Genomic DNA, 22,415 nt, shown 5'->3' with positions numbered 1-22,415 from the left:
TCGAGACAAGCATGAAAAAATACGGTTATATAATACTGATTCTCTGTTTACACACTGCGGCTTATGCGCAGAAAGGTCGTGAAAAAAAGGCAGACGCTTTGTTCAACAAGCGTTCCTATGTAAAAGCGGCCGAGTTGTATGAACAAATTGAACCCAACCAGCATGTACTTCAAAATTTAGGTGATTGTTATTACAACAACTCCCAAGTAAAAGATGCAGCGCGTGTCTACGCAAAACTGATGCTTGAAGCCAAAGACAGCATTTATCCGGAATACTATTTCAGATATGCCCACGCATTGATGGGTTCAGGCGATTATGAAAAAGGCGATGGCATCATGGCCAAATACCTAAAATACAATGTCAATACGCTCAAGTTCATAGCCAATCTCAAAACCAATGTGCCTTTTAACTATGAGGTGCAAACCATGTCCAAAAACACGTCAAACGGCGATTTCGGAATGGTGTTCTACGGTGATAAAGTTGCTTTTGCATCTTTGCGTGCCGGTGAAGGCAAATCATACGGATGGAACGAACGCGCTTATCTCGATTTGTTTAGTGCCGATATCAATGCCAAAGGATTGCTGGCCAATATTGAGCCTTTCCCTAAAGAAATCAATACCAAAACCCACGAGAGTAATCCCACGTTCAGCCAAGATGGACACATCATGTATTTTAACCGAACCAATGACAAAATGGTTAAAATCGGTTCGGAAAAAATTGCCAACATCAAAATATATAAAGCCGAATTCGTTGACGGAAAATGGACCAACATTACCGCGCTTCCGTTTTGCAGCGACCAATATTCTTGCGAGCATCCGGTACTCACCAAAGACGGCAAACGATTATATTTTTCGAGTGATATGCCCGGCTCAATGGGTTCATTTGACTTGTTTTATGTTGATGTGAAAGAAGACGGAACCTACAGCGAACCGGTTAATTTAGGAAAAGCCGTAAACACCATTCACCGCGAACAATTTCCTGAAATTTCCAATGATGGATCAACTTTGTATTTTGCCTCAGATGGTCATCAAGGCATGGGCGGGCTCGATATTTTTATGAGTAAATCCTTCCAAGGCGGCGAGTTTGCCAAACCGATTAACTTGGGCGAAACGCTCAACAGTTCTATGGATGACTTTAGTTATGTGGTAGATGAGAAACGCAACTTGGGTTATTTTTCATCCAATAGAAAAGGCGGTGATAACCTATACAGTTTTACGCGTACCGAAAACCAAGAACGCTATGTTGTTGAAGGCGATGTACGCGATAAAAACACCCAAAATCTCTTACCGGGAACCATGGTGTCGTTGTATGATGAAAACAACATTCTGATTGGTCAAATGGTGGTAGGCGCTGAAGCCGACTATGTTTTTGCTACCGAGCCCAACAAAAAATACCGCATTGAAGCTACGCGTGATTTCTATATTCCGCACAGCGAAGAGTTCATGACCAATGAAGATGGCAAGCTGCGCTACACCATTGAATTGTTTATGGAATGCTATGACGATGCCGAAGAAATCATCACCAAACGTCAAGATGGTCGTGTAGAGATTGTTCTTGAAAACATCTATTTTGATTTGAACAAATGGGACATCAAACCCGATGCGGCCAGAATCTTAGATGTATTGGTTGATTTGCTCAAAAAATACCCTGAAATGGAAATCGAGCTTGGCGCACACACTGATTCGCGTGCATCAACTACCTATAACATTATGTTGTCAAACCGTCGTGCCGCTTCAACGCTCGAGTATTTGGTTGACAACGGAATCAAGCGCAGAAGATTGCGTTCAAAAGGATATGGCGAGTCAAGACCGCTCGTCAATTGTGGTGACACTTGTACCGAACAAGAACACTCCATCAACCGACGTTGTGAATTTATTATTTTGAAATAATATATATTGTAATTAATAATTTGGGTTAAAAGTGTCGCTAGGGATAGCGACACTTTTTGTTTTTAGATAACTGGGGTTGCGGTCAATTAGAATGTTATCTTTGCAATTCAAAAACACAACTCGAGCATGAAAAAATACTTTTGCTTATTGATTTTAATAGCTTCAATTGCACAGGCCCAGCAAAAACCCAAATTAGTGGTCGGCATAGTGGTTGATCAGATGAAGCCCGAATACCTCAATCGTTTTGCTGCTGATTTTTCGGCTAACGGATTCAAGAAACTCATGAGTCAAGGCTATGTTTTTAGCAATATGCATTACAACTATTTGCCTACGTATACGGCTCCCGGGCATGCCTCAATTTATACCGGAACTACACCTGCACAGCACGGAATTGTCAGCAACGAATGGTTCAGCCGCAGTTTGGGCAAAGAGCGCTATTGTACCGATGACGATGCAGTTCAGATGCTCGGCGAAGGCAAAGCCGATGAAGGAAAAATGTCACCCAAAAACCTATTGGCCACCACCATTACTGATGAACTCAGACTAGCCACCAACTTCAAAGGAAAAGTCATTGGCATGAGCATCAAAGATCGCGGTGCTATATTACCCGCCGGACATTTTGCCAATTGGGCTTTTTGGTACAGCAAAACCGGCAATTTCATCTCCAGTACATTTTACGGAACCGCTTTGCCTGATTGGGTCAATAAGTTCAATGCCGAGAAAAACTACATGGATTTTCTCAGCCAACCTTGGAACTTGCTCAAACCGATTGAAACCTATAACGAAAGTTTACCCGACGACAACCCGTATGAAGGCAAATTATACAAAGTGGACAAGCCTATATTTCCGTATGATTTAAAGGCGATGTATGACAAAAATGACGCTGGTGTGATTCGGACCACACCGTTTGGCAATGATTTACTCGCAATGTTTGCCAAGCGCGCCATTGAGGCCGAACAATTGGGCCAAGATGAAGTAACCGATTTTCTAACCGTGAGTTTTTCCTCGACTGATTATGTCGGGCACATCCTCGGGCCGCGCTCTATAGAATTGCAAGATACCTACCTCAGACTTGATTTGACCTTGGCTGATTTGATCAGTTACCTCGACCAAAAAGTAGGTAAAGGCAATTACTTGATGTTTCTCACGGCTGATCATGCCGGTGCCGAGAATGCACAGTTTTTAGCTGACCATAAATACAATGTATCACCCATCGATCCAAAAGACATAGCCAAAGGTTTGCGTCAATTTTCAAACGATACGTATGGAGTTGATTTGATTAAAGAATATTCAAGTTTCAATGTTTTTTTTGACTACGAAAAATTAAAATCTAAAAACCTGAACTTATCGGATGTCAAAACAACTTTTAAAAATTATCTGATGACCCAACCGCAGGTGAAACGCGTTTATTCTGAAGAAGAAATCCTGAGCCAAAGCGGTGCAGATGATCATTTAGATTGCATTGCCAAAGGTTATGACGTTACCCAAAACGGTGATTTGGTCATCCTGGACAAACCGGGTTATATTGAATACGGAAAAACCGGAACCTCACACGGAACCACCTATACTTACGACACGCATGTGCCGCTTATTTTTTACGGATGGAACATCAAGCCCGGGCATACTGCTGATCGCAAAGTCATCACGGAAATTGCGCCCACGATTGCCCAAAAAATAGGCGTTGCTTTCCCGAATGCCACCCAAGCCGAAGTGCTCACCGAGGTAATTGACAACAATTAAAAAGCTTATGATTCGTTGGTATATTGGGTTTGTTCTATTGTTTTTTGCTGTACAAGGGCAGGCACAACAAGCTTGGCCGGCTAGCTCGTGGAGCGCTGGCAGCAACCTCACAACTATAATGGATGCGGCCGGAATCGATGAACTCAGCGGTTTGCATTGGAACCCCATCAACAACCGATTATACGCCGTGCAAAACAACGGACGCGTGCGCGTGTTGCAATACAATCCTACAAACAATGTGTTTTCACAAATCGGCAGTAAAACCTTATCGGGCGGCCCCGAAGGCATTACCCAAGCCAATTTATCGGCCAATGAGTTTTATGTGATGGATGAGAACAACTACGAAATTCAAAAGTATACCCACAACAGTTCGTTTTCTACGGTTAATCCATCGCGTTCTTGGAATTTACTCAGCGCACCATCGCCCATGCAAGACACCGGAAACACCGGCCCCGAGGGCATTTGTTTTATCCCCGACAGTTATTTAACCGCCATTGGTTTTACCAGTTCGGTTACCGGACAATTGTATACCTCGACCAAAGGCGCGGGCGGACTGTTCTTTATTGCGCATCAAGACGGCGGCTATATTTGGGTGTTTGACCTCAATCCGAATGTGACCGATGATTTTGCCTATGTCGGAAAGTACCAAACCGCTCGCCAAGAAAGCTGCGATTTGGCTTTTGATCGCTCAACGGGTTTGCTGTATATACTACACAATATTGATGATAATTACCTTGAAGTAACCGATATGACTTTGTCAGCGGCCACCAGTGCCAATGCGGCTTTTCATACCGTAGCCGAATATTTTATCCCGACCGCCGGCGATGGCAACGAAAACTTTGAAGGTTTTGCGCTCATGCCCAAATGCAACAGCACCGTTACCGGAAGCGCTTGGTTGTGTCGCGATGTATCAAATAATGACGATGCCGCTATCTTAACTTCATCGCTCAAACGATTCACCAATTTTACCGCAGTGGGCAATTGCACGCCTTTAGCGCAAGATACTTTTGAAACCGCAGAAGTTGTGGTCTATCCAAATCCTTTTGTCAGTGAGTTATTCATCAGCGGGATTAATGCAAATCTGGCGCAGGCTAAAATCTACAATGAATTAGGTCAACTCATGGATGCGCCTAAAATTCAGGGCAATAGGATAGAGGTCAACCCGCAGTTAGCCCCGGGTTTTTATGTGTTGCAATGGATGCACGACGGTCAAATCATGACCCAAAAAATCTACAAGCTATAATTTTATTCAGCCAGCAGAATCTGGTTGCGCAGCAAATCGTCTAAAGTTTCGCGTTCGCGGATCAGATAACCCTTGCCATTTTTGTATAAAACCTCGGCGGGTTTAAAGCGCGCGTTGTAGTTTGATGACATCGAGAAACAATAAGCTCCGGCGTTTCTGAAACATAAAATATCGCCTTCTTTGATTTCGGCTATGCGGCGGTTGTTGGCAAAAGTATCAGTCTCACAGATATAGCCCACTACGGTATAAAAACGCTCTTTGCCTTTGGGGTTGGAGAGGTTCTCAATATGGTGTTGTGAGCCGTATAGCATCGGGCGAATCAAATGGTTAAAACCGCTGTCAACCCCAGCAAAAACAGTTGAAGTAGTTTGTTTGACGACATTTACTTGGGCCAAGAAATAACCCGCTTCACTCACCAAAAACTTGCCCGGCTCAAAGGCCAAAGTCAGCGGTTGGCCGTATTGTTTTTCAAAAGCCAAAAAGCGTTTGCTGAGTTTGCGGCCGAGTTCTTCAATATCGGTTTCAATGTCGCCTTTTTTGTACGGAACCTTAAATCCGCTGCCAAAATCCAGGAATTCTAGGTTTTTAAAATGGATGGCGGTGTCAAACAAAATCTCGGCGGCGTATAAAAACACTTCAATGTCTAAAATATCTGAGCCCGTATGCATGTGCATACCGTTGATGCGCATACCGGTATTTTCAACAATGCGCAGCATATGCGGCAATTGATGAATCGAGATGCCGAACTTGCTGTCAATATGCCCCACCGAAATATTGGTGTTGCCACCGGCCATCACGTGCGGATTGATGCGAATGCACACCGGAACCTCCGGATATTTAGCCCCGAAATGCTCGAGCACCGATAAGTTGTCAATGTTGATTTGTACGCCCAGCGCGGCGGCGGCTTCAATTTCTTCAAATGAAACACCGTTGGGCGTAAAGATAATTTGCTCGGGCTTAAAGCCTGCGTGCAAACCCAACTGCACTTCTTGAATCGATACCGTATCAAGCCCGGCGCCCATTTGTTGGAACCACTGCAATATGGAAATATTTGACAGCGCTTTCATGGCGTAATTCACACGCAAGCGCTCCACTTTAGCAAAAGCTTTGGTCAGGCGCTCATACTGCGCTTGTATTTTGTGCGCGTCATAGACATATAAAGGGCAGCCAAATTCGTTGGCCAGAGCGGTAAGTTCAGAAGGTTGCATGAGCTTGGTTTTTAAGCAAATCTAAACCGCTTGGTTGGCTTGTGCAAATATTCTAGGCAAGAAATCTTGCGCTAACGTTGTAGTAACAGGCAAGCGCAGCCTAGCCCTGATGGCAGCGGCATCCTTTTGTGCTAACTGCAGCGTTTTTTGATAAGAAATTTTCGAGCACAAAAGATATAGCGGACAGCAGGAAAGAGCTCCTAAAAAATCTTAAAATTATCTGTAAAAAGGCCATCAAACTTAGAATGCTTTTTATTATTTTTGTCACACTTTTTAATAAGTCTAACGCACAATCAATATGGATATACACGAATATCAAGGGAAAGAAATTCTCGCCAGTTTTGGTGTAAAAGTACAACGCGGACACGTAGCCAACAATCCGCAAGAAGCGGTGGCTATGGCCAAACAACTCACGGCTGAAACCGGAACCGGATGGCACGTGATCAAAGCCCAAGTGCACGCGGGCGGTCGCGGTAAAGGCGGCGGTGTAAAATTGGCTAAAAATCTACAACAAGTAGAAGAGTTGTCAGAACAAATCATCGGGATGCAACTCATCACGCCACAAACGCCACCCACCGGTAAAAAAGTACACAAAGTATTGATTGCAGAAGATGTTTATTATCCGGGCGAAAGCGAAACTTCAGAGTTTTACATGTCAGTATTGCTCAACCGTGCCAGCGGAAGAAACATGATCATGTATTCAACCGAAGGCGGTATGGACATTGAAGAAGTGGCTGAGAAAACCCCTCATTTGATTTTTACCGAAGAAATTGATCCATCAGTAGGATTGCAAGGTTTTCAAGCGCGCAGAATTGCCTTTAACTTAGGCTTGAGCGGAAACGCTTTTAAAGAAATGACTCAGTTTGTACAAGCTTTGTACAGCGCTTATGTAGGATGCGATGCGACGATGTTTGAAATCAATCCGGTTTTGAAAACCTCTGACAACAAAATCATTGCCGTTGATGCCAAAGTAAACTTAGACGACAACGCTTTGTTCCGTCACCCGAAATATGCCGAAATGCGCGATGTGCGTGAAGAAAACCCAATTGAGGTTGAAGCTAAAGCAGCCGGTTTGAACTACGTTGATTTAGATGGAACCGTAGGTTGTATGGTAAACGGTGCCGGACTTGCGATGGCTACGATGGACTTGATTAAATATGCCGGTTTTGAGCCTGCTAACTTCTTAGACGTAGGTGGAACCGCTGATGCCAAACGCGTTGAGTTGGCTTTTAGAATCATCTTAAAAGACCCGAACGTAAAAGCAATCCTCATCAACATCTTTGGTGGAATTGTTCGTTGTGACCGTGTGGCGCAAGGCGTTATTGATGCCTACAAAAACATGGGGGACAGCATTAAAGTGCCTATTATTGTTCGTTTGCAAGGAACCAACGCCGAGTTGGCCAAAGAAATGATTGACAATTCAGGCATGCCTATTTTATCTGCGGTACAGTTTCAAGAAGCGGCCGATCAGGTAAAGAAAGCTTTGAACTAGTTTTTTAAAATTTAATATGTAAAAAATCCTGAGTGTTTTAATGCTCAGGATTTTTTGTTTTTACCGTTTTTGAATTGCACTTTGCCCATGACTTCACCGAGTCCGGGCTTTTTGTTTTTGGCGGGTTTAGCTGTTTTGGGTTTAAAGGCTTTCGGCTTGGCCGTGCTTGCTTTTATGGCTTGAGGCTTTGCATCGGTTTTAGGTCTTGGTGCAGCAGCCGTGGCTTTGTTCTCTTGGATCACCGCCATCGGGTCTTTCGGACTTTCTTTGGTGCCGCGCAAATAAATTACCAAACCGTTTAAGAAGTTGCGCAAAACCTGATCGCCACATTCCATATATTTAGGATGGTCTTCGTTTCTGAAGAAGTTGCCGATTTCGCCTTTTGACATTCTAAAGTCAACCAATTCTAAAATTTCGACAATTTGGTCATCGCGCAACATAAGCGCTACGCGGAGTTTTTTAAAAATATCGTTGTTGGTCATTTTTTTTGATTTTAAGATCGCTTCACTGAAACAGATATCCGGCTAAGATACTCATAATTCTTTTCTCTTACAGCGCAGCGGTCTTGGTTCTTGCAGCGCAGCGGTCTTTTTTCTTACTTCAACCATAGATACGCTTTTACAAAACCATCGCGCCATAATTTTTCATTGTGTTGTCCGCCTTTGACGATGACTTTCTTATTGAGCCTCTTGCACGAACAACGCTGTGTATTGACCCAATGTTCTACGGTGTTCAAATCGCGGATCATATCTTCGTCACCTTCGTTATCGCCACACAAAAAGTACACTTTGCTTTTAAAGCTTTGGGTTTGTTGCATCAAATCGAGCAAAGGCTTGCGGTTGATCCAAAAGGCAGGCGAGAACACCGCCGCTTTGCCAAACACGTTTGGATATTTGAGCAAGGCGTAAAATGATATCAGCCCACCGAGCGAGCTGCCCATGATGACGGTGTTTTTGGCCTGAGGTTGGCTGCGGTATTCAGCATCAATCTTGGGTTTTAAGGTGTGTACGATAAAATCTAAATAAGCATCGCCCTTACCACCTCCGTATTTTTCGTGCGGGTAGGGTGTAAGCTCAGAAAGGCGTTTATCCCCACCGTTTTCAATGCCCACCACAATCACTTGGGCTTTGAGGCTGTCGAGTTTTTCATCAAGGTTCCACTCGCCGGCAAAAGAGGTTGTGCTGTCAAACAAGTTTTGCGCATCATGAGCATAGATTACCGGATATCGTTTTTTGGAGGTTTTGTAATCTTGGGGCAAATACAGCCAAATCTTGCGTTGGGTGTTGAGTTGTGGCGCCTCGAGCACAAAGGTTGATACTTGAGCCGAAGCGGTCGAAGGTTTGCGGTTTTCTTGTGCCGAGACCGGTAAACCCACCCACAGCAAAACCAAAATCACGAGCTGTATTCTGAGCGTTTTCAAGGCGTTGTCTTTTGTGCTAAGATAATGAATAATTGCACAACGGTTATTTGTGCTAAACCAACTGATATTAAGTCAGTTAAAGAGTTGTTAAAACGGTCAAAATTTCATTGTACGGCGGATGTTTTATGAAAAAATGACATTCAAAATCAGTTGGTACATCATTTGTCAAAAACAGCCCAAAACAAAATAAGTTGAACCTTAAAAATAAAACATCATGAACTTAGTAAAAAGAAACTTAGAGTATTTTCCGTCTATTTTAGATGAATTCTTAAAACCGGATTGGTTTGGCGGCTCGCAAAATGCATTGGCCTCGGTACCGGCCGTGAACATCAGAGAAACCGATGCTGAATTTGTCTTAGAACTCGCTGTTCCGGGCAAGAAAAAAGAAGATTTCTCTATTGAGATTGATCGCAATGTGCTCACCATTGCCTCTGAAACCAAAACCGAAAACGAACAAAAAGACACCCACGCACGATACACCCGTCGCGAGTATAGCTACAGCTCATTTACAAGATCGTTTACTTTGCCGCAAACGGTCAATGCTGACAGCATCAACGCCAGCTACCAAGACGGCGTATTGCACGTACAGCTTCCGAAAAAAGAAGAAGCGCTTCCAAAACCCAAAAGACTCATCGAAATTGCTTAATTTTCATAACGTTGGTGGTTAATAGCAACCCGTGCTTTCCTTCGTAAAGTGCGGGTTTTTTTATGACCCTCTTCAAAGAAAGCGCAAAATATTTTACATTAGCCGCATGAACAAACACAAAGAAAGACTTCATTTGGTGACTGATATGATTGCTTTTGCCATTGTAGACGGAAAGCTGCACCCCAGAGAATATCAATTCATTGAATTGGTGGCCGGAGAACTTCAAATAGGTGGCGATGAACTCAAACAATTGTTTCACCAAGAGCAATACCCTGAAGTGATTAAATCAGAGTTTGAGCGCATCCAACAGTTTTATAGACTTGCGTTGCTCATGCATTGCGATGGTGTTTTGCACGGCAATGAACAGAAAAAAATCCGAGAAATCGGCATAGCCATGGGGCTTAACCCGAACGGAATCAAACGCGTGTTGCAAGCCATGGAAGTATCTGCTACGGGTATGGTATCGCCTGAATTTTTGCTCGATGCATTTCAGGAGCAGTACAACTAAGCCAAAGAAATTTTTAAAGTAACCCGCGTACCCACTGATTCACCTGCTTGTATCAAATCATCATAGTGTAGTGTGCTTTTTTCGCCTTCCAACAATTCAAGCGTTTGTTCGGTGGCTTGGGTAGCAAATGATTGATGCGTTCTAGTATTACTCTCTTTGATGGCCAAGGCTTTTTCACGACCAATGCCATTGTCTTCAACCGTGCAAATCAGCGTGTTCTCGGCCTCATCATAATCAAAACAAATCGTTACTTTTTTAGGGCCTGACTTGTGCAGTAAGCCGTGTTTGATGCTGTTTTCAACCAGAGGCTGTACGAGCATCGGCGGAATCTGATGATAATCTTCGTCTACTTCATCGGTTAGGGTAATCTCATAGCTAAAATCATCTGCAAAGCGCATTTTTTCAAGCTCTAAGTATTTGGTCAACACATCAACTTCAGTAGCCATCGAGATGTATTTCTTGCGCGATATATCTAAAATTTGTCGGGTCAAGGTTGTAAAGTTGCCCATTTGTTCGTTGGCCAGCACGCGATCACCATACATAAACTGTTCTTGAATTGAGTTGAGCGCATTAAAAATAAAATGCGGATTCATTTGGCTTCTGAGTGCTTTGAGTTCGCTTTGCACTGATTTCTTCTCGGCTTCTAAGGTTTTCTGAGTCTCTTCAAGTTGAACCTTGAGCAACTCATTTTGCTTTTTGGTTTTGTATCTCAAGAACATCAAATAGCCAATCAGTGCTAAAACAAACGCAGCAAACAACGAAACATACAACCAAGTTTTTTGACGCTTACTCTCTAGCTCAACAATCTTTTTTTGTTGCGCAAGTGCTTTAATCTGTGCTTCTTTTTTTTGGTTTTCATACTTGAACTCGGTTTTAAGAATGGCACTTTTGTTTTCGTCGTTGATGATGCTGTCTTTTAAAATGGTCGATGCTCTAAAAGCATCCAAAGCTTTCTGGGGTTGATGGCTTAACTCATACAACGAGGTGAGCATTTTGTAGGCTGCCTCAACATAGGGAATCCTATTGATTTTTTGACTCAATGCCAATGCTTGCTCGGCATATTCAATGGCGTTTGTATACTGTTTATTATCTCTGAGGCTGTTGGCAATGTTTAAATAACTGATGATTATCCCTGAAGTGTTTTGCAATTCTTGGCTTATTTTGAGCGATTGTTTGTAATGATCAACCGCCAAGTCAAAGCGTTTTAGTTTATAATAAGCAACACCCAAATTGTTTTGAATATTGATGCAGATTTTAAGTTTGTTCTTTTGGGCCAATTGCAAACTTTCATGCAACAACGGAATCGCTTTTTGAGGCTGCAACAAATCATTGTAGTTCTGTCCGAGGTTATTTAATACCAAAGCTATTTCAGATTCGCTTTTGCTTTTTCGCGCAACCACCAGTGCTTTCTCAAGGTACTGCTGTGCTTCGGGATACAGTTTTTGTCCAATATAAGTTGCTGCAATTTCAATATATGATTGGCAAATCATTTTAGCATCATCAATACTTTGGGCATATTTGAGCATTTCAAATTCAAGAGCAATCGCTTTAGCATTATTTCCGTATTGCCATTTGGCATCTTGGGCTTCATACATTAAAACCGTAAAGAGTTTTCGGACATACCATTCCGGGGATGTTTGTTGAAGCTTTTGATCGGCAATGATTTGCAGTAGAATTTTTTTGAGCTCAAGGTTATATTTGGGCCAAATAGCTGGGTCTTCTTCTAACTCAATTAGTTCGGCCCAAAGATTACATTTTAAGGTATCAAGTTTTGTGTGTTGCTTTATTTTTTTTTGCAACACTACTTTTTCATTTTGTGACCAAAGATGAATTGATGTCAACAAAAGCAACATCATAATAGGGGTACGCATCATACTATACACTGAGGTTTCCGATGTATTGGTCAAAGTCGCTTCGTTTTTCACGGGCCACCGGAATGGATTGATTGTTTTCAAAAACCAAATTGGCTCCATCTTTTTTGCTGTATTTTTTGATTTGTTGAATATTAACCAAATACGAGCGATGGACGCGATAAAAACGATGGTCGTTTTCGAGTAAATCATTGAACTCTTTGATTTTTTTTGAAACCATATACTTGTCTTTAAGCGTGATTACATAGGTATACGAACCATCGGCTTCAAAATATAAAATGTCTTCAACTTTAATAAAGAATAAACCGTCTGAGAGCGGTAGCGCTATTTTTTGCAATTGATTCACCGTGATGTTGTCACGAAGCGCATTGACACGTTCAAGAATTTGATTCTGACCGCGTGATTTGATGGCTTTTTCAATAGCATTTTGTAGCTTAGAAATGCTTACCGGTTTGAGCAAATAATCAATAGCCGATACTTCAAAAGCGTTCAAAGCATATGCGCTGTAGGCAGTGCAGAAAATAGTTTCAAAGGTTGGTCTTTCAAAATAATCAAATAGGGCAAAACCATTTTCGTTGGGCATTTCAACATCTAAAAAAACCAATTCAACCGTTTGGCTGTTGATGAGTTTAACGGCCTCTTTAATGTTTTGGGCTTGGCCTACAATCTCGATTCCTTTGCAATGCTCGGTAATTAGGTTGTGCAGTATTGAACGGGCTTTGGGTTCATCGTCAACGATGATTGTTTTCATGGATAGAATTGTTTTTTTTCAAAAATACATTTTTTAAGCCATTGCTGCGTCATCCATTTTATCCGTTCGTGAAGTCAAAACAACCGTTGGTGAAATAAGTGCCCCGAAAGTGATTGCTTCAAAGGTAATTTTGGCCAAAAATACTTCAGATGATGAAAACTAAATTAACCGTCGGATTGTTGGTTTTAGCCTTGAGTCAAGGTATGCAAACCAACGCGCAAGGGTTACTCGGAAAACTCAAAGACAAAGTAAAATCGGCCGAAGGTTCGGCTTCAAAAAAAGATCAAACCCGTGCTGATGAAGATGCAGCACAGAATTTTCTAGATCAGCAAAGCATCAAAAAAGACTCCTATGGTTTTGGAGGGGTTTATTATTGTTCACAAGTGATTTATGGCGAGAATGAGGCAGGCGATAAGGTGCCCCTCAAGAAATTTCTTTTTGAATTTGACGAAAAGAAAATGGAACTATCAGCCAAAAGTCAGTATGCTTACCAATCAGGCAATCAAAAAATCAGACCGCTGGTTTGGGGGCGAACCTCATATCCGTTAGACGCTGTTTTGCGCATTTCAAATTCATTCAAGCAACCGGCCCTGATTGAACGCATCAGCAGTGAACATTTTTATTATACCAATTACAAACCCAAAGATTATAATGAGCACCCGTATGAACGCGGAGCTGCCGAGTTGGTCAGTTTTGCAGATGCCGATATCATGCAGCTTGAGCCGGGCATCCTTTTGGTGGGCAATAACCGATATATGCCTTTGCACAATCGCGGTGAGCAAAACAAAACAGAATATGACGATGTAAAAATTCAGAACTTGATGTTGTTTTATACCGCCGACAAAAAAGAACAAGCACAAACCTACACCGCTGACGATTTACACGCGTTTGCCAATCAGTTTGCACAATTGTACGCACAAGGTTTTAAGCGTTTTAAGAACGACCTTGACAAAGAATGGGCCGCCGAAATGAAAAGGCTATACCCCAACGGAATTCCGCGCTCCGGCAGCTCAAGCAAATCATCTTCAGGTTCAATAGTAGTTTATTTAAATAACAAATCTGACCGACCGGTTAAGTTATTCCGCAACGGAAAATACGTTACAACCCTAAACCCACGCAGCAAGCGTTCAGAGAGTTTTAGCTCAGGCACTTTGAGTACTGATTCAGGTTGGAGCGCCGAGCTCAATGCCTCTATGAACAAACAAGAATTTGTGGTTGCGCAATAATCAAAAAAAATACGGTTGGTGAATTCATATCAACCGTTGGTGAAGTCAACCATCAAAAAAAAGTACCCTAAAAATATTTTTGTCTTGAATTTCAAATCTAACATTATGAAGAAAAAATTACAATTACTATGGTTGGGCCTGATGACCACTTTGGCACAGGCACAAAATCCGATTCACCATTTTACGTTCAACAACACCATGTACAATTCAAACAATTCAATTGTATTTGGAGGTAATTATGGGTCAACTTATGTGGCTGATCGAAACGGAAACCCAAACAGCGCCAAACAACTCGGAGCGGGCACAAGTGTTGATTACTTAGAAGCCACAATTCCGAACTTGCCGCAGGGTTCAGCTGCCCGATCAATTTCAATGTGGGTAAAGTTTGACAACCTACAAAACAGACAATTTTTATACGGATACGGATCAGCCGCCTCAGGCCAAGCATACGGACTTGTTCAGGGCAATCCGGGCAATTTGAATGAATTGGTTCACTACGGCTGGGGCAGCGATTTTACCGGAGCTTTTGCACCTTCAACCGGAGTGTGGTATAACTATACCGTAACCTACAGCAACAGCACCCTAAAAGCTTATGTCAACGGTACACAGATTATTTCCAATACCGCCGCTTGGAACACGTCAGGAACTACTTTTTCAGTAGGTAAGCTTATCAACAACGCTTTGTTCGGAATGAATGCTACCATTGACGACCTCAAGATTTTTGATTTTGCCTTGAGCCAATCTGAGGTCAATACTTTGGCGGGAATTGCATCGTTACCGACCATCAGCAGTGTAAACTCATTCAATACAACACAAGATGCAACCGGTATTGAATATTATGTCAATCCGTTTGGCACCACCACCACCACCTTAATTCGCTACGGAACTGATTTTGCCAACATCAATTTGGTTCAGAACGGGCCTTCGGCTACTGGAACAGGCGCTTATTACTTAACCCAAACCTTAACAGGTTTGCAACCGGGAACCACTTATTACTACCGTGTTGAAGCCACCAATTCAGGTGGAACCACCTTAGGGTCTTGGCGAAGCTTTACCACCCAAGCCAATTTAGTCACAGCTCCTACAGTCACCAATTTTGACATTACCTTTGTTGATTCGAGTTCATTCCAGGCTTCGTATGATTTGAATGCCAATGGCGGGAATACCTCAGTTACTTTTGAGGTGGGGCAAGGAGATTTAACCAATCCGCCTATGATTACTTATTCAGGCGGTAGTGCCACCGGAAACACCGTACAATCATATTCAACCAGCTACGGATTATTTGCCGCACAGCAGTCGTATTGGTTGCGCATTATCGCTACCAACAGTGCCGGAGTTGACACACAATCAAGAATTTTTACAACTACCTCAAAGTTTGCCATTTTAGGGGTAAACCAGAGTAATATTACGGCTAATTCGGTGACCATTAATTTCTACGTAGATTCGGTAGGAAATGCTCCGATGCAAATTGCTGAAATTGTCATGAACCCCGGTGTAGAATACGATTCTGATCTTGATACCCAAGTGTACATCAGTAACAATCCAACTTTGGGCGCTAACAGTATTCAAGTTCAAAATTTATTGCCCAACACAACGTATTCTTATCGAATTGGTTTAGGCGATTTTACTCCGGACATTGTTTATCATTATGCCGAAGGTCAGTTTACCACCAATGCTATGGGTGTGGCTCAATTTGAAAATGATTTTGAAATGCAGCTTTATCCAAACCCTGCGCGTGCATACCTAAATATTGAGTCGGTTGAGCAGATTGATTCAATTGAAATCTATAACATACAAGGTCAAAAAATCATCTCTTCGACCCAATCAAAAATTGATGTTTCAACTTTGTCATCGGGTATGTACCTCGTGCGTGTGCAATCAGCCGAAGGTTTGTGGTCAACCCGAAAATTTTCAGTAGAGTAATTTGAGTAATTTTTTTGTTAATGAAATCCGGTTGAGGCTTAGGTCAATACCGGATTTTTTTATTGATACCCTTCAACACTTTCTAAGCTCAGGGCACTTTTCATAAAGTTTCCGCTGCCGCGCGCCACCTCGCGTCCTTTGGCGTCATACAAAACGGCATCGGCCACCCACCAATTTTTAGACGCAAACTTGAGCGTGCCCACCGCTTTAATCCTCCCGCTTTTCACCGGCCGTAAGATTTGAATGTTAAAGGCAACTGTATACACAAAGGCATCAGTCACCACCGAATTCACCGCAAAATAAGCCGCATCGTCGAGCATCTTAAAATAGACCGAACCGTGCAAGCTTTGCCCCGCATGAAAATACTCGGGTTGTACCTCAAGGGTAATCTCCGCTTGGCCTTCTGAAACTTCCATCTGAACACTGGGGTATGTGGCCCGGTTGATGGGCCCGGATAGATACATGTTTTGGAGTTTTTGGTAGTGGGTCATACGAGGTGCTGCTTTGAAACTTTTGTGTGGTGGTAAAGTTAGGGGTTTTATTTTAAGCCGTTGAGTGCCTGAGTTGCTGAGATTCCTCCTGCGTCGGAATGAGGGATACGGCTGCGCTGTAAGAATTACGAATTACGAATTGGGAATTACGAATTAAGCTTCAAACTAAACTTCTTAAACTTTGTACACTTTTTAAACGTGTGGTGGGTTGTGGTTTTACATGGATGTTTCAAAAAACATTCAGTAAAACATAACTATCAATAGTACACGCCGCATTCATTGAGCGCAGCTGCTCAGGTACTCAGGCACTCAGCCTCTTTATAGAGATTCCTCCTGCGTCGGAATGAGAGACACGCTGCGCTGTAGACCGCTGCGCTGTAGGACAGAAGGGTGGTTTTTATGTTGAATGTTCTATGTTGTATGAGCTGCTGAGTGCCTGAGAAGTTCTGAAGTTGTGGGGTGCAGAATTCCTTTTCACGAAGGTGCTTAAAAAGAGAAACTGCCAATGAATGACAAAAAGCTCCGAATATGTATCTTTACAAAATGAAAAATATAGTAGCAACATTACTCATTTGTTTTGCTTTAGGATGTAACAAAAAACAAGAACAACTGCCGTTTCTCGGCCAACCTGTTGTGCGCGGAAATGATACCATTTATCCCAAAATAAAAGACTTTTCATTTATTGATCAAGACAGTATGATTGTTACCAATGAAACTTTCAAAGGTAAAATCTACATTGCGGATTTTATTTTTTTGTCCTGTCCGACTATTTGCCCGAAGATGAATTTCGAACTCAATAAGGTTTATGATGTCTATAAAAATAACCCCAAAGTGAATTATTTATCACACACCATTGATCCAGAACACGACAACATAGAAAGGCTCAAAGCCTATCGTAATTCATTAGCTTTAAACCAGAATTGGCATTTTGTAACAGGCAATAAAGACAGTATTTTTAGTATTGCAACAAAAAGCTATTTTACAACTGCTTATCCTGATGCCAAAGAACCCGGTGGATTGGTGCATGGGGGCGGGCTCTTGTTAATAGACCAAAACAGACACATCAGAGGTGTGTATGATGGAACAAATCCACAAGAAACCAATCGATTGATTAAAGACATTAAAGTACTATTAAACGAATAGATACTGTACATTTGCAAAATGAAAAAAGGAGTTGTCTATTTTTTACTTTTTATTTTCACCATCCAAAGCACCAAAAGCTTATGGATTATTTCTTCATTTCAAATCAACAGAGAATATATTGCTAACAATATATGTATCAATAGATTTGATAAAATTCCTGTTTGTAAAGGTCAATGTTATCTGAACAACGAATTAAACAAAGAACAAAAAGAAAACAAAAAAAGCCTCACTACCATAGAGAAAGAAGTACTCTATACCGCCCCAGAATACATAACCCTAGAATGCCCGAAAATTCAAATCTTTACTACAAAAGAAGTCATTGGTTTTAAAACCGATGCCACTTACTTCTCTTTTCTCAATTCAGTTGATGATCCGCCTGAGTTAGTTTCTTAATTCTTAGCAATTATGAACTTAAAATCTCACCATTATGCGATCAAGTACCATCTTGAATTGCACTTTGGCAGATTTTAGCAACAATAACGGCAATATTTTTTATGATTCCCTAAAGGGCTTTACTGCCCGATATCCGTTTGTGGAAGAATCGCATCAACAAGATTTTTATTCGGTCTTATTTATTGATTCCTGCGCGGGAATTCTTGAGGTTGACCATCATAAAATTCATTTTAACTGCCCGAAAGTTGTTATTATTCAGCCCAACTGCATTTCAAAAATTAATTTACCGCCCCAAACCAATGGGCAAATGATTTCATTTACCGAAACTTTTTTTTCGCTGCGTTATAACAACAATGCGCTGAATGACTTTTCGTTTTTTGAAAAAGATTGTCAACCTTATATGTCGCTCAGTACGTTTCAGAATGAGCATTTACAAACCTTTTTTGAACTCTTTGCCTACGAATATAACGCTGTGTTGAAAGACAAAAACAAAGTGTTGCGCTCCTATTTAAATATACTCTTGGTGCAACTTGAACGCGTGTATAATCCGAGTTCAACGGTAAAAACGCACAACACCAAAAACGATAAGGTCAAAGAATTTGAAAAGTTAGTCGAGTTGCATTTTCGCGAAAATAAATTGCCTTCATTTTATGCCGAAAAGTTGCATGTATCCACAAATTATCTCAATAAAATCTGTAAAGGCGAAGTCAGAAAAACAGCCGGTGACATCATCCGAAAGCAAATCACCATTGAGGCACAACGACTTTTGCATTACACCAACCTGACCATCAACCAAATTGCCCATGATTTGGGGTTTGAGAACGTTTCGTATTTCATTACTTTTTTCAAAAAGCAAACCTTGGTCACACCGGAACAATTCCGAAAAAAAGAAAGTTGTTAAATGATGAAAAGTAGTTACCTAAAGTTCATTTTTATTTTGATAACCAGCATTACTTGCGCACAGACTGGCAAAAGTGATTTTCAAATTGTTGGCAAAATTAAAATTGAAACGTCGTACGAAAAACAAACCCAATTTTACAAATGGTATTATGATGCCCAATTTTATGAAAAAGCTCGGAAAACCAAAGCTTTTGAATGCCTGCAATTGCAATACATAAGCGATACTGCTACGGTCGAAGCTTGGCTGTACAAGCCCGTTAAGCCCAACAAAAAGAAATTCCCACTAATTATATATAACCGTGGTGGTATGGGGAACTTCGGAAATCTCGAAGAAACCAACTTAGTAGATTTTTACAAAATGGCAGAAAACGGTTATGTTGTACTTGCAAGTAAAACCAGATTTGCTGGAAAATACGGAAAATATGACCAACATGGAGGCATTGATGTGGATGATATTGTAAACCTAAAAACCATTTATGAAAACTTACCTTATATAGATACATCCAATGTTTTCATGTACGGATTTTCGCGTGGCGGACAAAACACCTATCAAGCCTCACTAAAAATGAAGTTGAATGCTATGGTGGTCACCGCCGGAACAAGCGATTGGGTCAGTCGGGCTAAAGACCGCAAAGAGTTTGTTGAAGGTTGGACCGATGATGATTCCTCGCTGAATTATCTAGGTTTTGCAAAGGTTTTTCCGAATTGGAAAACAGACAGCATTCAAATTTTAAAAAACCGTTCCGCCATTTATTGGGCAGATAAAATAAATACGCCAGTGTTGATCTTGCATTCCAGACAAGACCCAAAAGTGCCTTGCGCTGACGGACTAAAAATGGCTGCCAAACTACAGGAATACAACAAGGAATATGCGATGATTATTTATAACGAACCCAGTCATTCCTTGCCTTTTTCGCAATTTGACAGCTTTGATCAAATGTTCGCATGGTTTGACAAACACAAAAAGAAAAACAATAACACAAAAAACTAATCTCATGAAAAAAATTCAACTCTTATCATTGCTTTTGCTCGTCTGCGTATCCGCATCAGCACAGTTTGCCCAAAAACCATTGCCTTATGCCTATAATGCCTTGGAACCATTCATCGATGCACAAACCATGGAAATCCATTACAGCAAACACCACGCGGCGTATGTAAAAAACCTCAATGCAGCCATCGTAGGCACCGATGCCGAAAAAATGAACATTACCGAGATCTTTGCTAACATTTCGAAGTTAAGTCCTGCAATCCGGAACAATGCAGGCGGCCATTTCAACCACGAATTCTTTTGGTCAATTCTGACTCCAGAAAAAAATACCAAACCGTCAGCCGATTTAGAAAAGGCAATCCGTGAAAGCTTTGGAAGTTTAGATGCTTTAAAAGATAAATTAAATGTGGCGGGAACTTCTCGATTTGGCTCTGGTTGGGCATGGTTGTATGTGGGTCAGGACGGAAAATTAGCCATTTGCACGACAGCCAATCAAGACAATCCATTGATGGACATTGCCGAAAACAAAGGCATGCCCATTTTAGCCATTGATGTTTGGGAGCATGCTTATTATTTGAAATACCAAAACAAACGTGCCGATTATTTAACTGCCATTTGGAATGTGATTAATTGGAATGAAGTAAGTAATTATTATAAATCGGCTATGACCAAAAACTCGAAAAAATGAAAAAAATCATCTACCTATTAATCATAGCAGCAGCAATCAGCTGTCACCAAAAAGAAACGCCGGTTGCGGTAAAAGAATCTGAGAGTTTACTTGATCCCAAAAATCCTCTTAATAAATTAAAATACGCCAACAAAATCGACTTTTATTGTAAAATGGACATCACCAAATACGGTGTAAGCGATACCGCAGTATACAAGGGAAAACTCTATGGTTTTTGCGCCAAAATGTGTAAGGATGAATTCAAGAAAAATCCTGAAATGTATTTGCAGAAGAACCAAAATTGAATGACTAGGATTGAAAATCTAAATCAAAGGATGCAAAAAACAACAAAAAAAGCACTTTTATCAAAGCAAGCAGGAACGTTTTTCTAAACATCCTGCTTTTTTCTTTTTAGGACTATTCACACATTGATTTCAACTTTGCATCATTCAAAAAATGCGAATCATATGGATTTTCCGATTTTTCACCTAGACTGGCTCAACAACCGCATGCTCATTGCCATTATTGCCATTTTGCACGTCATCATCAACCACGGATTGGCGGTGGGTTTTATGCCCTTTGTAACATGGCTGGAACAACGCGGAGTTTCAAAAAGCGGCACAGACCAGATTACCGATCTGGAGTGGGACAAAATGGTTTATAAAATCATGAAGGTGGCGTTTATCATTACCACCACTCTAGGAGCCATGACCGGAGTAGGAATATGGGTTTCGGTGGCACTGGTGAGCCCGAGTTCTATCGGAAGCTTGATTCGCGTGTTTTTCTGGGCTTGGTTTGTTGAATGGTTGGTGTTTGTTACCGAAGTCATTCTTATTATGATTTATTTCTTGACCTGGAAAAACAGCAATAGTTCACTCAAGGCCAAGTTAAGACACATCAAATTTGGCTGGTATCTGAGTGTATTCTCTTGGGTTACCATGGCTATTATTGTCTCAATTTTAGGTTTTATGATGGATCCCGGAAACTGGCAAACCAATCATACCTTACTCAATGGTTTTACCAACCCGATTTATTTGCCGCAGTTGCTCTTCAGAACACCCACTGCCATGTTGGTTGCAGGCATCTTCGGCATGTTTCTTATTACCTTATTTACCCAAGCGGGCTCTCAGTTGCGATTGACCGCTGTAAAATACGCTTCTAAATGGATTTTGTTTTGGGCACCAATTTCACTCATGGGCGCGTACATCTACTATAAAGTGATGCCTGAAGCCATGACCGCCAATCTCAGCACGGCGGTAGGAACTTTAGAATTTGCTCAGTACTATGACTTGTTGCTTTATGTGGCATTGGCAGGCGTGTTGGTTACCCTAGCCATCGGAATCATTGGCATCTTGAAAACTCAGTGGCTCAAACCGGCTTATGTTGTGGTTCCGGTGGTGATTGCCATTGGTTATCTGGGCTTTTTTGAACGCGTGCGCGAATTCATCAGAAAACCGTATGTCATTAGTCAGTATATGTATTCAAACTTGTTGCTCAAAGACGATTATGTGGTTTTTAAAAAAGACGGTGTACTCAAACACGCCACCTATGTTTCAACGCATGAAGTCACACCCAACAATAAACTTGAAGCCGGTAAAAACGTTTTTGCCATTGCTTGCAGCCGATGCCACACCACACAAGGCGTGAATAGCATTGTGTATGTCTATGAAAAAATGTATGGTTTTAACCAACCGCTCGATGTAAATTCAATGGCCGGTTATATGAAAAACATGCACAACGGACGAACATTTATGCCCGAATTTCCGGGGAATGATGCCGAGGCCGATGCGCTGGCAACCTACATCCGCTATTTGCAACAAACCGATGATGTATACTCGGGTGCGCAAGAAGAGGGAGTTCAAATCAATCCTGAACATACCGCCGAAGCCTTATTAAAAAACAGAAAATAAATAGAT

The 22,415-nt window shown here is 41.6% G+C and carries 21 protein-coding genes; 15 read left to right on the top strand and 6 right to left on the bottom strand.

From position 1 onward, the window contains the following. Positions 1-11 precede the first annotated feature (11 nt). The 3 genes from KIH23_RS02805 (at position 12) to KIH23_RS02795 (ending at position 4,872) form a co-directional block, all read left to right on the top strand. The gene (locus KIH23_RS02805) at positions 12-1,889 is read left to right on the top strand and encodes an OmpA family protein (RefSeq protein ID WP_213211152.1); all 1,878 of its coding nucleotides are present in this window, start codon (positions 12-14) and stop codon (positions 1,887-1,889) included. A 126-nt stretch (positions 1,890-2,015) separates the two neighbouring features. After that, complete coding sequence (gene pafA, locus KIH23_RS02800; protein ID WP_213211151.1) at positions 2,016-3,629, top strand: alkaline phosphatase PafA; 1,614 nt, start codon at positions 2,016-2,018, stop codon at positions 3,627-3,629. 7 nt (positions 3,630-3,636) lie between these two features. Beyond that, complete coding sequence (locus tag KIH23_RS02795) at positions 3,637-4,872, top strand: T9SS type A sorting domain-containing protein (protein ID WP_213211150.1); 1,236 nt, start codon at positions 3,637-3,639, stop codon at positions 4,870-4,872. Positions 4,873-4,874: 2 nt separating this feature from the next. Here KIH23_RS02795 and lysA read toward each other — a convergent pair whose 3' ends face one another. Then, on the bottom strand, positions 4,875-6,080 hold the full coding sequence (gene lysA / locus KIH23_RS02790) for a diaminopimelate decarboxylase (protein ID WP_213211149.1): 1,206 nt from the start codon (positions 6,078-6,080) through the stop codon (positions 4,875-4,877). Between the two features lie 298 nt (positions 6,081-6,378). Here lysA and sucC point away from each other — a divergent pair, with 298 nt between their 5' ends. After that, positions 6,379-7,572, top strand: a complete 1,194-nt coding sequence (gene sucC, locus KIH23_RS02785; RefSeq protein ID WP_213211148.1) for an ADP-forming succinate--CoA ligase subunit beta — start codon at positions 6,379-6,381, stop codon at positions 7,570-7,572. 44 nt (positions 7,573-7,616) lie between these two features. Here the strand turns inward: sucC and KIH23_RS02780 are convergent, their stop codons facing one another. Both KIH23_RS02780 and KIH23_RS02775 read right to left on the bottom strand, forming a co-directional pair. Next, positions 7,617-8,054 carry a DUF1456 family protein gene (locus tag KIH23_RS02780; protein ID WP_213211147.1) on the bottom strand — a complete coding sequence of 146 codons (438 nt, stop codon included), beginning with the start codon at positions 8,052-8,054 and terminating at the stop codon, positions 7,617-7,619. A gap of 113 nt (positions 8,055-8,167) precedes the next feature. Then, a complete protein-coding gene (locus tag KIH23_RS02775; RefSeq protein ID WP_249684764.1) occupies positions 8,168-8,992 on the bottom strand; it encodes an alpha/beta hydrolase in 825 nt (274 codons plus the stop codon). 214 nt (positions 8,993-9,206) lie between these two features. Here KIH23_RS02775 and KIH23_RS02770 point away from each other — a divergent pair, with 214 nt between their 5' ends. Continuing rightward, the gene (locus KIH23_RS02770) at positions 9,207-9,638 is read left to right on the top strand and encodes an Hsp20/alpha crystallin family protein (protein ID WP_213211146.1); all 432 of its coding nucleotides are present in this window, start codon (positions 9,207-9,209) and stop codon (positions 9,636-9,638) included. A gap of 106 nt (positions 9,639-9,744) precedes the next feature. Beyond that, on the top strand, positions 9,745-10,146 hold the full coding sequence (locus KIH23_RS02765) for a TerB family tellurite resistance protein (protein ID WP_213211145.1): 402 nt from the start codon (positions 9,745-9,747) through the stop codon (positions 10,144-10,146). Here KIH23_RS02765 and KIH23_RS02760 read toward each other — a convergent pair. Together KIH23_RS02760 and KIH23_RS02755 are read right to left on the bottom strand one after the other, a co-directional pair. Continuing rightward, positions 10,143-12,071: a tetratricopeptide repeat protein gene (locus KIH23_RS02760; RefSeq protein WP_213211144.1), complete on the bottom strand. Its 1,929-nt coding sequence runs from the start codon at positions 12,069-12,071 to the stop codon at positions 10,143-10,145. The two genes, KIH23_RS02765 and KIH23_RS02760, sit on opposite strands and share 4 nt — an antisense overlap. Beyond that, positions 12,022-12,768, bottom strand: a complete 747-nt coding sequence (locus KIH23_RS02755; RefSeq protein WP_213211143.1) for a LytR/AlgR family response regulator transcription factor — start codon at positions 12,766-12,768, stop codon at positions 12,022-12,024. The genes KIH23_RS02760 and KIH23_RS02755 overlap by 50 nt, the downstream gene beginning before the upstream one ends. Before the next feature lie 149 nt (positions 12,769-12,917). On the opposite strand from KIH23_RS02755, the gene KIH23_RS02750 reads away from it, so the two are divergent. Together KIH23_RS02750 and KIH23_RS02745 are read left to right on the top strand one after the other, a co-directional pair. Continuing rightward, positions 12,918-13,994 (top strand): hypothetical protein, encoded by a 1,077-nt coding sequence (locus KIH23_RS02750; protein ID WP_213211142.1) that lies wholly within the window; start codon positions 12,918-12,920, stop codon positions 13,992-13,994. Positions 13,995-14,099: 105 nt separating this feature from the next. Next, positions 14,100-15,917, top strand: coding sequence for a LamG-like jellyroll fold domain-containing protein (locus tag KIH23_RS02745; RefSeq protein ID WP_213211141.1), 1,818 nt, complete (start codon positions 14,100-14,102; stop codon positions 15,915-15,917). A 59-nt stretch (positions 15,918-15,976) separates the two neighbouring features. Here KIH23_RS02745 and KIH23_RS02740 read toward each other — a convergent pair whose 3' ends face one another. Next, positions 15,977-16,408, bottom strand: a complete 432-nt coding sequence (locus KIH23_RS02740) for a PaaI family thioesterase (protein WP_213211140.1) — start codon at positions 16,406-16,408, stop codon at positions 15,977-15,979. A gap of 543 nt (positions 16,409-16,951) precedes the next feature. On the opposite strand from KIH23_RS02740, the gene KIH23_RS02735 reads away from it, so the two are divergent. The 7 genes from KIH23_RS02735 (at position 16,952) to KIH23_RS02705 (ending at position 22,409) form a co-directional block, all read left to right on the top strand. Beyond that, positions 16,952-17,551: an SCO family protein gene (locus KIH23_RS02735; RefSeq protein WP_213211139.1), complete on the top strand. Its 600-nt coding sequence runs from the start codon at positions 16,952-16,954 to the stop codon at positions 17,549-17,551. An 18-nt stretch (positions 17,552-17,569) separates the two neighbouring features. Beyond that, positions 17,570-17,944, top strand: coding sequence for a hypothetical protein (locus KIH23_RS02730; protein ID WP_213211138.1), 375 nt, complete (start codon positions 17,570-17,572; stop codon positions 17,942-17,944). 34 nt (positions 17,945-17,978) lie between these two features. Further along, positions 17,979-18,845, top strand: coding sequence for a helix-turn-helix domain-containing protein (locus KIH23_RS02725; protein WP_213211137.1), 867 nt, complete (start codon positions 17,979-17,981; stop codon positions 18,843-18,845). Further along, entirely contained in the window at positions 18,846-19,835 is a 990-nt protein-coding gene (locus KIH23_RS02720) for an alpha/beta hydrolase family protein (protein WP_213211136.1), read from the top strand. It abuts the gene before it with no gap. A gap of 4 nt (positions 19,836-19,839) precedes the next feature. After that, complete coding sequence (locus tag KIH23_RS02715; protein ID WP_213211135.1) at positions 19,840-20,520, top strand: superoxide dismutase; 681 nt, start codon at positions 19,840-19,842, stop codon at positions 20,518-20,520. Next, complete coding sequence (locus KIH23_RS02710; RefSeq protein WP_213211134.1) at positions 20,517-20,804, top strand: YHS domain-containing protein; 288 nt, start codon at positions 20,517-20,519, stop codon at positions 20,802-20,804. Before KIH23_RS02715 ends, KIH23_RS02710 begins: the two co-directional genes overlap by 4 nt. Positions 20,805-20,966: 162 nt before the next feature. Beyond that, the gene (locus KIH23_RS02705) at positions 20,967-22,409 is read left to right on the top strand and encodes a c-type cytochrome (protein WP_213211133.1); all 1,443 of its coding nucleotides are present in this window, start codon (positions 20,967-20,969) and stop codon (positions 22,407-22,409) included. Positions 22,410-22,415: the final 6 nt, after the last annotated feature.

It is taken from the genome of Flavobacterium sp. CYK-55 (genome assembly GCF_018413465.1).
Classification (GTDB): Bacteria; Bacteroidota; Bacteroidia; order Flavobacteriales; family Flavobacteriaceae; genus Flavobacterium.
Note: the sequence above shows the minus strand (reverse complement) of the source record. Positions and strands in the feature narration are given on the sequence as shown.

Coding starts and splice junctions, on each gene's coding strand:
- KIH23_RS02795 (WP_213211150.1), top strand. CDS start 3,637: ATGATTCGTTGGTATATTGGGTTTGTTCTATTGTTTTTTGCTGTACAA.
- KIH23_RS02715 (WP_213211135.1), top strand. CDS start 19,840: ATGAAAAAAATTCAACTCTTATCATTGCTTTTGCTCGTCTGCGTATCC.
- KIH23_RS02725 (WP_213211137.1), top strand. CDS start 17,979: ATGCGATCAAGTACCATCTTGAATTGCACTTTGGCAGATTTTAGCAAC.
- KIH23_RS02745 (WP_213211141.1), top strand. CDS start 14,100: ATGAAGAAAAAATTACAATTACTATGGTTGGGCCTGATGACCACTTTG.
- KIH23_RS02770 (WP_213211146.1), top strand. CDS start 9,207: ATGAACTTAGTAAAAAGAAACTTAGAGTATTTTCCGTCTATTTTAGAT.
- KIH23_RS02710 (WP_213211134.1), top strand. CDS start 20,517: ATGAAAAAAATCATCTACCTATTAATCATAGCAGCAGCAATCAGCTGT.
- sucC (WP_213211148.1), top strand. CDS start 6,379: ATGGATATACACGAATATCAAGGGAAAGAAATTCTCGCCAGTTTTGGT.
- KIH23_RS02805 (WP_213211152.1), top strand. CDS start 12: ATGAAAAAATACGGTTATATAATACTGATTCTCTGTTTACACACTGCG.
- KIH23_RS02735 (WP_213211139.1), top strand. CDS start 16,952: ATGAAAAATATAGTAGCAACATTACTCATTTGTTTTGCTTTAGGATGT.
- KIH23_RS02755 (WP_213211143.1), bottom strand. CDS start 12,768: ATGAAAACAATCATCGTTGACGATGAACCCAAAGCCCGTTCAATACTG.
- lysA (WP_213211149.1), bottom strand. CDS start 6,080: ATGCAACCTTCTGAACTTACCGCTCTGGCCAACGAATTTGGCTGCCCT.
- KIH23_RS02705 (WP_213211133.1), top strand. CDS start 20,967: ATGGATTTTCCGATTTTTCACCTAGACTGGCTCAACAACCGCATGCTC.
- KIH23_RS02780 (WP_213211147.1), bottom strand. CDS start 8,054: ATGACCAACAACGATATTTTTAAAAAACTCCGCGTAGCGCTTATGTTG.
- pafA (WP_213211151.1), top strand. CDS start 2,016: ATGAAAAAATACTTTTGCTTATTGATTTTAATAGCTTCAATTGCACAG.
- KIH23_RS02750 (WP_213211142.1), top strand. CDS start 12,918: ATGATGAAAACTAAATTAACCGTCGGATTGTTGGTTTTAGCCTTGAGT.
- KIH23_RS02730 (WP_213211138.1), top strand. CDS start 17,570: ATGAAAAAAGGAGTTGTCTATTTTTTACTTTTTATTTTCACCATCCAA.
- KIH23_RS02740 (WP_213211140.1), bottom strand. CDS start 16,408: ATGACCCACTACCAAAAACTCCAAAACATGTATCTATCCGGGCCCATC.
- KIH23_RS02720 (WP_213211136.1), top strand. CDS start 18,846: ATGATGAAAAGTAGTTACCTAAAGTTCATTTTTATTTTGATAACCAGC.
- KIH23_RS02765 (WP_213211145.1), top strand. CDS start 9,745: ATGAACAAACACAAAGAAAGACTTCATTTGGTGACTGATATGATTGCT.